The 14999-nt window shown below is 65.6% G+C and carries 10 protein-coding genes and 2 tRNA genes; 11 read left to right on the top strand and 1 reads right to left on the bottom strand.

Translation table 11 applies throughout. The features are described 5' to 3' along the window. The first annotated feature begins 7 nt into the window (after positions 1–7). From DSM104443_RS13900 to DSM104443_RS13885, 4 genes are all read left to right on the top strand, one after another. Complete coding sequence (locus tag DSM104443_RS13900; RefSeq protein WP_171093198.1) at positions 8–280, top strand: HU family DNA-binding protein; 273 nt, start codon at positions 8–10, stop codon at positions 278–280. A gap of 40 nt (positions 281–320) precedes the next feature. Continuing rightward, positions 321–396 (top strand) — tRNA-Val (locus tag DSM104443_RS13895). A gap of 12 nt (positions 397–408) precedes the next feature. After that, positions 409–485, top strand: a tRNA-Asp gene (locus tag DSM104443_RS13890). 55 nt (positions 486–540) lie between these two features. After that, positions 541–2520: a SurA N-terminal domain-containing protein gene (locus DSM104443_RS13885; protein ID WP_171093196.1), complete on the top strand. Its 1980-nt coding sequence runs from the start codon at positions 541–543 to the stop codon at positions 2518–2520. Between the two features lie 9 nt (positions 2521–2529). On the opposite strand, the gene fabI is transcribed toward DSM104443_RS13885, so the two are convergent. Then, a complete protein-coding gene (fabI, locus tag DSM104443_RS13880) occupies positions 2530–3318 on the bottom strand; it encodes an enoyl-ACP reductase FabI (RefSeq protein WP_171093194.1) in 789 nt (262 codons plus the stop codon). An 85-nt stretch (positions 3319–3403) separates the two neighbouring features. Here fabI and DSM104443_RS13875 point away from each other — a divergent pair, with 85 nt between their 5' ends. The 7 genes from DSM104443_RS13875 (at position 3404) to DSM104443_RS13845 (ending at position 14645) form a co-directional block, all read left to right on the top strand. Then, positions 3404–5236, top strand: coding sequence for an ABC transporter substrate-binding protein (locus tag DSM104443_RS13875; RefSeq protein ID WP_171093192.1), 1833 nt, complete (start codon positions 3404–3406; stop codon positions 5234–5236). Continuing rightward, positions 5233–7011: an ABC transporter substrate-binding protein gene (locus DSM104443_RS13870; RefSeq protein ID WP_171093190.1), complete on the top strand. Its 1779-nt coding sequence runs from the start codon at positions 5233–5235 to the stop codon at positions 7009–7011. The genes DSM104443_RS13875 and DSM104443_RS13870 overlap by 4 nt, the downstream gene beginning before the upstream one ends. Positions 7012–7049: 38 nt before the next feature. Beyond that, the gene (locus DSM104443_RS13865; RefSeq protein ID WP_171093189.1) at positions 7050–8855 is read left to right on the top strand and encodes an ABC transporter substrate-binding protein; all 1806 of its coding nucleotides are present in this window, start codon (positions 7050–7052) and stop codon (positions 8853–8855) included. 33 nt (positions 8856–8888) lie between these two features. Beyond that, entirely contained in the window at positions 8889–9827 is a 939-nt protein-coding gene (locus tag DSM104443_RS13860) for an ABC transporter permease (protein ID WP_171093187.1), read from the top strand. A gap of 76 nt (positions 9828–9903) precedes the next feature. Next, positions 9904–10956 (top strand): ABC transporter permease, encoded by a 1053-nt coding sequence (locus tag DSM104443_RS13855; RefSeq protein WP_171093184.1) that lies wholly within the window; start codon positions 9904–9906, stop codon positions 10954–10956. Positions 10957–10986: 30 nt separating this feature from the next. Continuing rightward, the gene (locus DSM104443_RS13850) at positions 10987–12678 is read left to right on the top strand and encodes an ABC transporter ATP-binding protein (RefSeq protein ID WP_171093182.1); all 1692 of its coding nucleotides are present in this window, start codon (positions 10987–10989) and stop codon (positions 12676–12678) included. 11 nt (positions 12679–12689) lie between these two features. Next, complete coding sequence (locus DSM104443_RS13845; protein WP_171093180.1) at positions 12690–14645, top strand: M3 family metallopeptidase; 1956 nt, start codon at positions 12690–12692, stop codon at positions 14643–14645. The last annotated feature ends 354 nt before the right edge of the window (positions 14646–14999 follow it).

The following is a 14999-nucleotide window of genomic DNA, read 5'->3' as shown; positions in this document are numbered from 1 at the left end:
AGGAAGGATGAACAAGTCCGACCTCATCGAGGCGATCGCGAAGAAGGCCGACATCTCCAAGGCAGCCGCCGAGAGGGCCCTGGAAGGGGCCCTGGGGGCCATCCACGGGACGCTGCGCAAGGGCGGGTCGGTGAGCCTCGTGGGCTTCGGGACCTTCTACGTGGGCAAGCGCGCCGCCCGCGGGGGCCGCAATCCCCGCACCGGCGCCGCGATCCGCATCAAGGCTGCGAAGGTCCCCAAGTTTCGCGCTGGAAAGGCCCTGAAGGATGCGGTAAACTGACGGGCTTCGTTGTTGGGTTGCAAGCTTCGCTTACGTACCGGGGTGCTTAGCTCAGTTGGTAGAGCGTCGCCCTTACAAGGCGAATGTCGGCGGTTCGAACCCGTCAGCACCCACCAACGTGGAAACCTGGAGTGGTAGTTCAGTTGGTTAGAATACCGGCCTGTCACGCCGGGGGTCGCGGGTTCGAGTCCCGTCCACTCCGCCAGATCCCAGGGCGAACCCAAGCGGGTTCGCCCTTTTCATTTCAAGAAAGTTGATCGATGCTCGAGCAGATCCGCGAGTTTGGTAACAAGAAGATCGTCAGGCTGTTCTTCGCGCTCTTCCTGGTCATTCCGTTCGGCCTCTTCGGCATCGACTATTACTTCAAGACGCCGATGGGCGGCGACACGATCGCCACCGTGGGCGGCCTTCGCGTCGGCTCGCAGGAATTCGACAACGCGCTACGCCGCCAGGCCGACCAGTACCGCCAGCAGTTCGGCGCGAACTTCGACGCGTCGATCATGGAGAACCCCGAGGTGCGCCGCGGCGTCCTCGACCGCCTCGTCAACGAGCGCCTCGCGGCCGTCGGAGCGCAGGAAGCCGGCATCCGCATCGGCGACCAGCAGCTCGCCGACCGCATCAAGGCCGAGCTCATCTTCCAGGACGAGAAGGGCCAGTTCTCCCGCCGCGCCTACGAGTCGATCGCCAAGCAGGAGGGCCTGACGCCCATCGGGCTGGACGAGCGCATCCGCGAGAGCATGCGCCTCACCGCCTATCGCGACGCGGTGGTCGAGACGGCGTTCGTCCCGCGCTCGACGCTCGACAACTTCATCCGCCTGTCCGAGCAGTCGCGCGAGGTGAGCGTCGTCACCTTCGCGCCCGATGCATACGCCTCCAAGGTCACCATCACCCCCGAGCTGGCCAAGGCCTGGTACGAATCGCACAAGGCCGAGTTCACGATCCCCGAGCAGGTCCGCGCGGAGTTCATCGAGGTCTCGTCCGACACGCTGGCGCCCCAGGCATCGGTTTCCGCCGACGAGGTGAAGGGTAACTACGACGAGCAGATGAAGGCGGGCAAGTGGGGCCAGAAGGAAGAGCGCAAGGCCTCGCACATCCTTATCAACGCCAAGGCCGACGCGCCCGAAGCGGACAAGAAGGCCGCGCAGGCGAAAGCCCAGGCCATCGCCGACGCCGTTCGCAAGAACCCCAAGAGCTTCGCCGACGTCGCGAAGAAGGAATCGCAGGACCCGGGCTCGGCCGTGCAGGGCGGGGACCTCGGCTTCTTCCCGCGCGGCGCGATGGTGAAGCCCTTCGAGGATGCCGCCTTCGCCGCGAAGAAGGGCGACATCGTCGGCCCCGTGCTGAGCGACTTCGGCTACCACGTGATCCTGGTCACCGACATCAAGCCCGAGCGCGTGAAGTCGCTCGCCGACGCCACGCCCGAGATCGAGGCGGAGCTGAAGAAGCGTGCGGCCTCGGCGAAGTTCGCCGAAGTGGCCGATCCGTTCGCCGACATCGTCTTCTCGCAGCCGACGGGCCTGAAGCCCGCCTCCGAGCTGCTGAAGCTCCCCGTGCAGCCCACGGGCTGGCTGTCCAAGAACGGCGCCGGCGCCCCGCCCGCGCTGAACAACCCGAAGCTCCTCGCCGAGCTCTTCTCGGACGACGCGATCAAGAACAAGCGCAACACCACCGCCCTCGAAGTGCGCCCCGGCGTGCTGATCGCCGCGCGCGTCGTGGAGCACAAGCCTTCCGAGGTGCGGCCCTTCGAGGCCGTGCAGGCGGACGTGCAGCGCCGCTACCAGCGCGAGGAGGCGCTGAAGCTCGCGCAGGCCGACGGCGAGGCGAAGCTGAAGGCGGCCCGCGAAGGCAAGGCGGAAGACATCAAGTGGCCCGCGTCGCTCGCCGTGAACCGCCAGAAGCCGGGCGGGCTCTTCCCGCCGGTGGTCGATGCGGTGCTGCGCGCGGATGCGAAGAAGCTCCCGGCGTTCGTCGGCACGACCACGCCCGCGGGCTACTCGCTGGTGAGGATCACCAAGGTGATCGACGTGGAGAAGATCGACGACGCCCGCCGCGAAGGCCTGGGCACGCAGCTGCGCTCGGCGGTGGCCGCCCAGGAAATGGAAGCGTCGCTCTCGAGCGTGCGCAACCGCGTGGGCTTCAGCGTCCGCAAGGACGCGCTCGAGAAGAAGAACCCCGACGACCAGCCGCAGCAGCCGGCGCAGGCGCCGCGCCCGAAGGCCCCGACCAAGCTCGGCAGCTAGCCGGGGGGACTACTCGGCTTCCATCCCCGGCGTGGTGGTGTTGAACCCCGCGTCGACGTACATCACCTCGCCCGTGATCCCGGAGGCGAGGTCCGAGAGCAGGAAGGCCGTGGCATTGCCCACTTCGTCGATCGTGACGTTCCTGCGCAGCGGCGCGTTCTTCTCGACGAAGTGCAGGATCTTCGAGAATCCCCCGATGCCCGCCGCGGCGAGCGTCTTGATGGGGCCCGCGGAGATCGCGTTCACGCGGATGCCCTGCGGCCCCAGGCTCGACGCCAGGTAGCGCACGCCCGCCTCGAGGCTCGCCTTGGCGAGGCCCATCACGTTGTAGTTCGGCACCGCGCTCACGGCACCCAGGTAGGAGAGGGTGACGATCGCGCCCGGCCGCCCCTGCATCAGCGGAGCCGCTCCGCGTGCGAGCGCGGCCAGGCTGTAGCTGGAGATGTCGTGCGCGATGCGGAAATTCTCGCGCGTCACGCTCTCGTGGAAGCTGCCCTTCAGCGCCTCGCGCGGGGCGAAGGCGATGGCGTGCACCACGCCGTCCAGCACGCCCCACTTGGCCTTCAATGTCTCGAAGAGCGCGTCGATCTGCGCGTCGTCCGCGACGTCGCACGGATAGACCTCGTCCACGCCGAATTCCTTCGCGAGGCCGGCCACGCGCTCTTTCAAGCCCTCCCCGACGTACGTGAAGGCGAGCTCGGCGCCCTCGCGCTGGCAGGCCCTGGCGATGCCATACGCGATGGACCGGTTGGAAAGCAGGCCCGTGACCAGGATCTTTCGCCCCTGCAGGAATGACATTTCGTAACGCCTTTTCCAGAGTAAGGCCGCAGTATAATCGCGCGCTGGCCGCTCCCGGCCCACCGGTCCCATGAGGACTCGTTTCATGCACCCCACGCGCTTCCTATCGGCCCTGGCGATCCCGGGACTGCTTGCCGCCAGCCTGGCCTCCACCCCGGCGCTTCCCGCCGACACCAAGGTCTTCCGCTACGCCTTCCGCGTGGCCGAGACCAGCTTCGACCCCGCCGCCGTCTCGGACCTCTATTCGTCCACGGTCATTGCGAATCTCTTTGATACCCCGCTCGGCTACGACTTCCTCGCGCGTCCGCTGAAGCTGGTGCCGAACACGCTGGCCGAGATGCCCGTGGTGAGCGAAGGCGGCACGGTCTACACGATGCGGGTGAAGCCCGGCATCTACTTCATGGACGACCCTGCGTTCAACGGCAAGAAGCGCGAGCTGGTCGCCGAGGACTACGTCTACTCGATCAAGCGGCTCTTCGACCCGAAGGTGAAGTCGCCCAACCTCTACCAGCTCGAGGGCTACCTCGTCGGCATGGACGAGGTGCTCGCGAAAGCGCGCAAGACCAACCGCTTCGACTTCGATACGCCCATCGAGGGCCTGCGCGCGCTCGACAAGTACACCTGGCAGGTGCGCCTGAAGCAGCCGAACTACAACTTCCTGTACTACCTCGCGCACTGCAACCTCTCCTGCGCCCTTGCGCGCGAGGTGGTGGAGCACTACGGCGAGAAGGTGGGCGAGCACCCGGTGGGCACCGGCCCGTTCAAGCTCTCGTTCTGGAAGCGCTCCTCGAAGATGGTCTTCGATGCCAATCCCGCCTATCGGGAGCAGACCTACGACGAGACTCCGCCCGCGGGCGATGCGGGCGCGGAAGCGATCGCGGCGGCGCTCAAGGGCAAGAAGCTGCCGATGGTCGGGCGCATCGAGGTCTACGTGATCGAGGAGCCGCAGCCGCGCTGGCTCGCGTTCCTCAACAACGAGCACGACTTCGTCGAGCGCGTGCCCGAGGAGTTCGCGAACGTCGCTTTCCCCGGCGGCGTGCTCGCGCCCAACCTCCAGCGCCGCGGCATGGTGCTCGACCGCAACCCCGGCATGGAGATCACGTACTCGTACTTCGCGATGCAGGACCCCGTCGTGGGGGGATACGCGCCGGAGAAGATCGCGCTTCGCCGCGCGATCGTGCTGGGCCAGGACGTGGGCGCGGAGATCTCCATCGCGAGGAAGAGCCAGGCCATCCCCGCCCATTCGCCGATCGGCCCGGGAGCCTCGGGCTACGACGCGGACTTCCGCTCGACCGCGTCCGAGTACAACCCGGCCAAATCGAAGGCACTGCTCGACATGTTCGGCTACGTGGACTGCAACGGCGACGGATTCCGAGACCTCCCGCGCGCGAAGTCCGGCGACGAGTGCAAGTCCTTCTCGATCGAATACGCCTCGGCACCCGCCGCGGACCAGAAGCCGATCGACGAGAACTGGAAGCGGAACATGGATGCCATCGGCATCAACATGCGCTTCAAGAAGGCGAAGTGGCCCGACCTGCTCAAGGCCTCGCAAGCCGGCAAGCTGCAGATGTGGGGCCCGGGCTGGAGCGCCACCGTCCCCGATGCCGACGTGTTCTTCGTGATGCTCTACGGGCCCAACAGCGGCCAGGCCAACCACTCGCGCTTCCAGCTCGCGGAATTCGACAAGCTCTACCTGCAGGCCAAGCGGCTGCCGGACGGCCCCGAGCGCAACGCCGTCTACCGCGAGATGAATCGCCTCTTCCTCGTGTACGCGCCCTGGCGGCTGGGCACGCATCGCATCCTCTCGGACATCTCGCAGCCGTGGGCGATCGGCTACCGCCGCCATCCGGTGATGCGCGGCTGGTGGAAGTACGTGGACATCGATCAACCCAAGCTCGAAACGGTTGCCGGAAAGTGATCGCGCGCGTCCTCGTCCTGCTGTTCGTCGCGCTTTCCGTGCAGGCCGCGGAGCAGAAGGTGTTGCGCATCCCGTTCATCGCCGCGGAGACGAATTTCGATCCGGCGTTCACGGCGGATCTCTACTCGAACAACGTCATCGACGAGATCCTCGAGCCGCCGCTCACCTACGACATGCTGGCGCGGCCGGCGAAGCTGAAGCCGCAGACGCTGGAAGCCATGCCCGAGATCACCGAGGGCGGGCGCCTCTACACGCTGCGGATCAAGAAGGGGATCTACTTCGCGGACGATGCCGTGTTCAAGGGCACGAAGCGCGAGCTCGTCGCCCAGGACTACATCTTCGCGATCCAGCGCCTGGTCGACCCGAAGATGGCATCGCCGAACCTGTGGATGGTCGACGGCAAGATCGAGGGCCTCGATGCCTTGCGTGACAAGGCGAAGAAGGAGGGCAGGCTCGACTACGACGCACCGATCTCTGGGCTCAAGGTGCTTGACCGGTACACGCTGCAGATCCACCTGACGAAGCCCGACTACAATTTCCTCTACATCCTCGCGTTGGGCACGCTGGGCGCGCAGTGCCGCGAGGTCGTGGAGCACTACGGCAGCGATATCGGAGCGCATCCGATCGGCACGGGCCCCTTCATGCTGAAGGAGTGGAAGCGTTCCTCGAAGATCGTGCTCGAGCGCAATCCCAACTTCCGCGAGGTCTACTACGAGGCGGAGCCTGCGGCCGACGATGCCGAGGGCCAGCGCATCCTCGCGGAGATGAAGGGCAAGCGGCTGCCCGCGGTCGACCGGGTGGAGATCTACATCATCGAGGAGTCCCAGCCGCGCTGGCTCGCGTTCCTGAACAGCGAGCTCGAGTGGATCAACCAGCCGTACGAATTCAAGAGCACCGTGCTGCCCGGGGACAAGCTCGCGCCGTGGGCGGTGAAGCGCGGCCTGAAGTGGTTCCCCAGCGTCGAGGCCAGCGTCACGTACGTCTACTACAACATGAAGGATCCGGTGTGGGGCGGCTACACGCCCGAGAAGGTTGCGTTGCGCAGGGCTGTGGGCCTCGGCTACGACATCCAGACCGAGATCAACCTCGTGCGCAACGGCACGGCCATCGAGGCGGTGTCGCCGATCCCGCCCGGTGTCCTGGGCTATGACGCGAGCTTCAACCTGGGCCGCTCCTACGATCCGGCGAAGGCCAAGGCACTGCTCGACATGTTCGGCTACGTCGACAAGGACGGCGACGGCTGGCGCGACCTGCCCGACGGCAAGCCGCTCATCTACGAGTACGCGAGCGCGCCCAGCCAGCTCGAGCGCCAGTTCCTGGAGCTGCGCAAGAAGTCGATCGAAGCGCTCGGCATCCGGGTGGAGACGATCATCGCGAAGTGGCCGGACCTGCGGAAGAGATCGAAGCTCGGCAAGCTGCAGAGCTGGTTCCTGGCCTGGAACGGCGACTTCCCCGACGGCGAGAATTTCTACCAGCTGCTCTATGGCCCCAACTGCGGCAGCTCGAACGATGGCTGCTTCCAGTTCCCCGAGTTCGACCGGCTCTACGAGCAGGCCGCCGCCATTCCGCCCACCGAGGCCGAGGCGCGCAAGAAGATCTACCAGCAGATGGCGCGCATCGTCGCCGCCTACCAGCCCTGGAGCGTGAACGTGCACCGCAAGCGCAACGACCTGACCCAGCCGTGGGTGCTCGGCTGGCGCAAGAACCCGTTCCTCCACGAGGCGATGCGCTACGCGGACATCGACCTCGAAATCCGCGCCAAGTATATGAAATAACGATATAATTCGACTGTTTTGCGCACCCGGATTCCCGCTTGAAACGCCTCCCATTCGCCGTCCTCGCCCTGGCCACCTTGCTCGCCACCGCGCATCCCGCGCTGTCCGAGCCGAAGAAGGTCCTGCGCATGGCTTTCCGGACCGCGGAGACCGGCTTCGATCCCCAGAAGGTCTTCGACCGCTACTCGGTGGGGATCTGCGAGAGCCTGTTCGAACCCCTGCTCACGTACGACTACCTCGCGCGCCCCGTGAAAGTGGTCCCGCTCACGGCCGAGGCCGTGCCGCAGCCCGAGGAGGGCGGCACGCGCTACACCTTCCGCATCAAGCCCGGCATCTACTTCGCCGACGATCCCGCGTTCAAGGGCAAGAAGCGCGAGCTCACCGCGCAGGACGTCGCGTACTCGATCCGGCGCTTCCGCGATCCGAAGCTCGCGAGCCCCTACGAGTGGCTGTTCGAGAACAAGCTCATCGGCCTGGACGAGCTCGCCGAGAAGGCGAAGAAGACCGGCACCCTCGACATGGACACGCCCATCCCGGGCATCGAGGTGCGCGACCGCTACACCGTGAGCTTCAAGCTGAAGGAGCCCGACTTCAACTTTGCCTACGTGCTCGCGATGCCCAACGTGGTGCCGGTGGCGCGCGAGGTGGTGGAGCTCTACCCCGACGACATGATGGGACATCCGGTCGGCACCGGCCCCTTTGTGCTGAAGGAATGGGTGCGCCGCTCGAAGATCGTGCTCGAGAAGAACCCCAACCACCGTGGCTACGAGCTCGACGTGCGCTACGCCGATCCGAACGATCCCTGGGACAAGGCGGCCATCGAGGCGTTGCGCGGCAAGCGCCTGCCGAACCTCGACCGCGTGGAAATCTATCCCATCGAGGAAGAGCAGCCGCGCTACCTCGCCTTCGTGAACCGCGAGCACGACATCCTCGACGAGACGCCCTTCGAGTTCATCGAGCAGATCCTGCCCAACGGCAAGCTGGCCCCGGCGCTCGCGAAGCAGGGCGTGCGCGTCTTCCGCGAAGAGGCGCCCGAGACCACGTACGACCTCTTCAACATCGACGACCCGACGCTCGGCGGCTACACGCCGGAGAAGGTGGCCCTGCGCCGCGCGATGGTGCTGGCCCACGACCGCGACCAGGAGGTGGGCATCGTCCGCAAGGGCCAGGCGAATGCCGCGCAGACGCCGGTGCCGCCCGGCGTGGTGGGTTTCGATCCCGCGTTCCTCTCGCACCAGCAGGACCACGACCCCGCACGCGCGAAGGCGCTGCTGGATATGTTCGGCTACGTCGACAGCGACGGCGACGGCTGGCGCGACCTCCCCGGCGGCAAGCCGCTTCGCATCTCGTACAAGTACAACACCGGCTCGCAGGAGCAGCGCCAGCTCGCACTCCTGTGGGTGAAGTCCATGGCGGAGATCGGCATCCGCGTCGACGCGGCAGCGGTGCAGTTCGCCGACCTCCTGCAGGACAAGCGCGTCGGCAAGTTCCAGATGGCTTCCTCGGCGTGGACCGCGGACTACCCCGACGCCCAGAATTTCCTCCAGCTCCTGTACGGCCCCAACACGGGCCAGTCGAACGAGGCGCGCTTCAAGCTCCCCGAATACGACCGCACGTACGAGAAGTCGCAGCGCTACCCGGACAGTCCCGAGCGCAACGCCCTCTACCGCGACATGAGCCGCCTCATCCTCGCCTATGCGCCCTGGCGCCTGGGCGTGCACCGCGTCTTCAACCACCTGCAGTACCCTTGGGTGAAGGCGTACAAGAAGCACCCGATCCTCTATACCAACTTCAAGTACCTCGATATCGACGTCGCGGAGCAGCAGGCCGCGACGAAGAAGTAGAAGCGAGCAAAAAAACCCACGAGGAGTAGCGCGATGACCGCGTACGTCGTTCGCAGGCTGTGGCAGATGATCCCGACCCTGGCGGGCGTGATCCTGCTGATCTTCTTCCTGTTCAACTGGGTGGGAGGGGATCCCGCGCAGGTGCTGGCCGGGAAGATCTCCAACCCCGAGCAGATCGCCAACATCAGGAAGCAGCTCGGCGTCGACCAGCCGTACTACGTGCAGCTCTGGTACTTCGTGCAGCAGGTCTTCACGTTCGACTTCGGCCGCAGCTGGTCCACGAACGAAGAGGTCTCGCGCATCCTCCTCACGCGCGTCGGCCCGACGCTCACCATCATGGTGCCGGTGCTGATCATCGAGACCTTCCTCGCGGTCATCTTCGCGATCATGGTCGCCTACGTGCGCGGCACGCTGACCGACCGCACGATCATGATCCTCTGCACCACGGCGATGTCGATCAGCTTCCTCGTCTACATCATCGTCGGCCAGTACCTGTTCGGCTTCCAGTGGGGCATCTTCCCGGTGCAGGGCTGGAGCGAGAGCTTCACGAAGAACCTCGTCACGTACGCTCCGCTGCCCATCATCCTCGCCGTGGCCGTTGGCCTGGCGCCCCAGCTTCGCCTCTACCGCTCGTTCTTCCTCGAGGAGATCAACCAGGACTACGTGCGCACGGCTCGCGCCAAGGGCCTGCCCGAGAAGAAGGTGATGATGAAGCACGTGCTTCGCAACGCGCTCATCCCCATCCTCACCAACATCGGCATCTACCTGCCGAGCGTCTTCGTCGGCTCCTTCCTGCTCGAGGTGTTCTTCTCGATCCCGGGCCTGGGCCGCGAGATCATCACCGCGGTGAACCGCAGCGACTTCCCCGTGATCAAGGCGGTGACGGTCTACCTCGCGGTGCTCACCATGATCATCAACCTGCTGGTCGACGTGATGTACAAGTTCGTCGATCCGCGCGTCTCGTTCAAGTGACGAGAGGAGAAGAGCGAATGCGATCCCTTTCCCTCGTCATCCCCGCGCAGGCGGGGATCCAGCCCGGAGCCCAACGATGAGCGCAGTCCTCACGAATCCCACGCCGCCCGCCCCGCAGGAATCGCCGGGCCTCTGGACCCTCGCCTGGCGCCGCCTGAAGCAGGACCCCGTCGGCATGATCGCCCTCGCGGTGGTGATCCTCTTCCTCGCGATGATGCTGGCCTCGTTCACGGGCCTCGTCGCGCGCGACTGGAGCAAGGAATCCGGCGTCTCGTATGCCAACCCCGCGTTCCTCGCGGGCCAGGAGAACCTCGAGGCCAAGGCCGTGGCGGCCGGCACCGGCGTCTCCAAGGCGCCCCCGGTCGATCTCTCCGACGTCGATCCGCTCGCTCCGCGCTACAAGGAGTGGGAGGAGCGCGCGGCCAAGATCGCCGTCACCGAGACCAAGCGGGCCGAGACGCTGCCCTTCGGCGGCGACAAGTGGGGCCGCGACGTGCTGCTGAAGGCGATCAAGGGCTCCGAGGTCTCGATCTTCGTGGGCCTCGTGGCCGCGGTCCTCGCCACAATCATCGGCACCTTCCTGGGCGCGATGGCCGGCTACTGGGGCGGGAAGGTCAACGACTTCCTCGAGTGGTTCTACAACATCTTCACGTCCATCCCGTACATCCTGCTGATCCTCGCGTTCGCCGCGGTGTTCAAGAAGGGGCTGGACACGATCATCGTGATCCTGGCCCTCACCGGCTGGACCGGCATCTACCGCCTGGTGCGCGCGGAATACATCAAGCACAGCGCTCGTGAGTACGTGAAGGCCGCGCAGGCGATCGGCGCGTCCCACATGTCGCGCATGTTCATCCACATCCTGCCCAACGCCTCGCACGTGATCCTGGTGCAGCTCTCGCAGCACGTGGTGCAGTTCATCAAGGCGGAGGTGATCCTCTCGTTCCTGGGACTGGGCGTCCCGGTGGACATGGTCTCGTGGGGCACGATGCTCGCCGAGGCGCAGAACGAGCTCGTGATCGGCAAGTGGTGGCAGCTCTTCGCTGCCGGCGCTTCCATGGCGGTGCTGGTGACCGCGTTCTCGCTCCTCACCGACTCGTTGCGCGATGCGCTCGATCCGAAACTCAAATAACTGGATCCCCGCCTGCGCGGGGATGACGCGATGACTGATCCCATCCTGCAGGTCAAGAACCTCGACATCCGCTTCCGGATCGACAAGAAGCACGAGCCGTTCCGCGCGGTGAAGGGCATCTCCTTCGACGTGCCCACGAACAGCACGGTGGCACTCGTCGGCGAGTCGGGCAGCGGCAAGAGCGTTTCCGCGATGTCGATCCTGGGCCTGCTGCCGGAGAACGCGATCATCGCGCCCGAGAGCGAGGTGATCTACGGCGGGCGCAACATCCTTCGCGCCTCCGCCTCCGAGAAGCTCGCGATCCGCGGCAAGGAGATCTCGGTGATCTTCCAGGAGCCGATGACGTCGCTGAACCCGGTGTTCCCCGTCGGCGACCAGATCGCCGAGGTGCTGACGCAGCACATGGGCCTGTCGGGCAAGGCCGCGCGCGAGCGCGCGGTGGCGCTGCTGGCCGAGGTCGGCATCCCGAACCCCGCGCTTCGCGTCAATTCCTTCCCGCACGAGATGTCCGGCGGCCAGCAGCAGCGCGTGATGATCGCGATGGCGATCGCGTGCGAGCCGAAGCTGCTCATCGCCGACGAGCCCACCACGGCGCTCGACGTCACGATCCAGAAGCAGATCCTCGACCTCCTCGCGAGCTTGCAGGAGAAGCACCACATGTCGGTGCTCTTCATCACGCACGACCTGGGCGTCGTGGGCGACATCGCCGACACCGTGGTGGTCATGCAGAACGGCGAGATCAAGGAGCAGGGCCAGGTCCACCAGATCTTCCACGACCCGAAGGATGCGTACACCAAGGCGCTGCTCGCCTGCCGTCCGCGCCTCGACCGCCGCCCGAAGCGCCTGCCGGTGATCGACGACTTCCTGCGCGGCGACGTGGCCTCGAAGCTGGAGGAGCGCCCGCGCGGCACGAAGGAATCCGACGCCGTGATCCTCGAGGTGAAGAACCTGTACAAGACGTTCTTCCTCAAGGAGGGCTTCTTCGGCAAGCGCGAGGTGGCCGCGGTGAAGGACGTGAACTTCCGCCTGCGCAAGGGCAAGACGCTCGGCCTCGTGGGCGAGTCCGGCTCGGGCAAGACGACGGTGGGCTTGACGCTCATGCGCCTGCACGACGCCACCAGCGGCGAGGTGCTCTTCGAGGGCAAGAACCTGCTCTCGCTCACCGACCGCGAGATGATGGCCTACCGCCGACGCATCCAGATCATCTTCCAGAACCCGTATGCGTCGCTGAACCCGCGCATGACGGTGGGCCAGATCCTGGTCGAGCCGATGAAGATCCACTCGATCGGCAAGGACCAAGCCGAGCGCGTCGAGCACGCCTTCAGCCTGCTGAAGAAGGTGGGGCTCTCGGAAGCCTCGTTCTACAAGTACCCGCACGAGTTCTCCGGCGGCCAGCGCCAGCGGATCGCCATCGCCCGCTGCCTCACCATGAAGCCCGACGTCCTGATCTGCGACGAGAGCGTCTCCGCGCTCGACGTCTCGGTGCAGGCGCAGGTGCTGAACCTCCTGCAGGACCTGCAGGACGAGTTCGGCCTCTCGTACATCTTCATCTCGCACGACCTCGCGGTCGTGAAGTACATCTCCGACCAGGTGATGGTGATGAACGAGGGCGCGGTCGTCGAGATCGCGGATTCGGACCAGATCTACCTCAACCCCCAGCAGGACTACACGCGAAAGCTGCTCTCCTCGATCCCAAAAGGACTCGAGCACCAGGCGGCTTGAACGGAGACACCATGAACAAGACCATCCTCGCCGCGGCGCTGCTCGCGGCCCTTCCCGCGTTTGCCGCTCCGACGCTCATGCCCTCGTGGGACGCCCCCTCGCTCACCAAGGCCTGCGATGCCGCCGTGGCCAAGGCCCGCAAGGACATCGCCGCGATGTCGGCGAAGAAGGAACCCGGCACCATCCTCGCCGAGTGGAACAAGCTGCAGATCGCCGTCGAGGACGTCGCGGGCCCGGTCTCGCTGCTGGGTGCCGTGCATCCGGACAAGGCCGTGCGCGACGCCGCCGAGCCGTGCTCGACCAAGCTCACCGAGCTCAACACCGAGATCAACCAGAACGAGGCGCTCTACGCGCGCGTGAAGGCGGTCAAGCCGGCCAACGCCCACCAGAAGAAGCTGCAGAAGGACCTCCTCGAGGTCTTCGAGGACAGCGGCGTCACCCTCCCGCAGGACAAGCGCGCCCGCGTGAAGGAAATCTTCGACCAGCTCGAAGCGGGCCGCCAGGCGTTCGACCGCAACATCCGCGACGACAAGACGACCGTCACGATGACGCCCGCCGAGATGGAGGGCTTGTCCGAGGCCTACCTCAAGGACAAGAAGAAGGACGAGCAGGGCAACTACGTGCTCAAGCTGGATACGCCGGTCTACGGGCCCTTCATGTCGAACGCGAAGTCCGAGGCGGCCCGCGAGCGTTACTACCGGGCCCGCTCGAAGCAGGGCGGCGAGCAGAACCTGAAGATCCTCGAGACGCTCTTCATCCTGCGCCAGGAGCTCGCCACGATCTACGGCCTGCCCGACTACGCGACCTACGTCACGCGCCGGAAGATGGTCGGTACGCCCGCCAACGTGAACAAGTTCCTCGCCGAGGTAAAGCAAGCGGTCGGCGAGGTCGAGAAGAAAGAGCTCGAGGAGCTCCGAGCCGACAAGTCGAAGGAGCGCGGCACGCCCCCCGACCAGACCGCGTTCTCGCGCTGGGACGTGAACTACCACCAGGAGCGCATCCGCAAGGCGCGCTTCGCGGTGGACCAGGAAGAGCTGCGCAAGTACTTCCCGACGGAGAAGGCGATCGCCTACACCTTCCTCGTGGCCGAGACGCTCTACGGCATCAAGATCAAGCCGGTGGCGGTCAAGTCCTGGAACGAGGACGTGCGCTACTACGAGGTGTCGGACGCGAAGACCGGCAAGTACCTCTCCAGCTTCTACTTCGATCCGTTCCCGCGCGAGGGCAAGTACACGCACGCCGCCGCCTGGGCCGTGCGCGGCGCCAGCAAGCTCACGGGCCGCACGCCCATGACCGTGTTCGTGACCAACATCGACCGGAAGGGCCTCACGCAGGCCGAGATGGAGACCGTCTTCCACGAGTTCGGCCACGTGCTTCACGGCGTGCTCTCGACCGCGGACTACAACCCGCAGGCCGGCACGAACACGCTGCAGGATTTCGTCGAGGCCCCCTCGCAGATGTTCGAGGAGTGGGTCCGCCACGAGCAGCCGCTGGCGCTCATGAAGACGGTCTGCCCGGAGTGCCCGCAGCTCACGAAGGACCAGATCCAGCGCCTCGAGGCCGCGCGCACCTACGGCCAGGGCAGCAAGTACCAGCGACAGTGGGAGTACGCCGCGTTCGACATGGCGCTCTCGCAAAAGCCGCAGCCGGTGATGCAGGCGTGGATCGCGGTGGAGAAGCAGACGCCGCTGGGCTACATCGAGGGCACCACGTTCCCCGCGGCCTTCGGCCACCTCGCGTCGGGCTACGCGGCCGGCTACTACGGCTACATGTGGTCGGAAGTGCTGGCGCTGGACATGCTCTCCGCGTTCAAGGGCAACTACCTCGATCCGGCGGTGGGCAAGCGCTACCGCGACATCATCCTCGCCAACGGAGCGCAGGAAGAGCCGATGGATCTCGTGAAGCGCTTCCTCGGGCGCGAGCCTTCGAGCGACGCGTTCTTCAAGGAAATCACCGGGAAACGTTGACTCGTTTCCTCGTCATCAAGGGCGCCTTCGGGCGCCCTTTTTTGTGGGGCGCCGTTCTCAACACAGGACACAGAGGGGGCACAGAGGACACAGAGGAAAGCGAAACCTTGAATGCTGATTTTTGGGGGAAGGAGGGGAAGGAAAAACGAAGGAAGGGAAGGAAAGCTCTGAAAGTGAAGTGGGTGCGTCGCCTGGGTTCGAGACGACGGCACTTCCATCTCACTCAACGATTTCCTTCCCTTCCTTCGTTTTTCCTTCCCCTCCTTCCCTTTCAATCCAGCGCTTCCATGAGGCGCTCTAACCCTTCAATCCGCTTTCCTGTGTGTCCTCTGTGTTGAAAGACGTGCCTCAGCA

The organism is Usitatibacter rugosus (assembly GCF_013003965.1).
Lineage (GTDB): Bacteria > Pseudomonadota > Gammaproteobacteria > Burkholderiales > Usitatibacteraceae > Usitatibacter > Usitatibacter rugosus.
The sequence above is the reverse complement of the archived record's forward strand: the minus strand, read 5'-3'. Positions and strand labels throughout refer to the sequence as shown.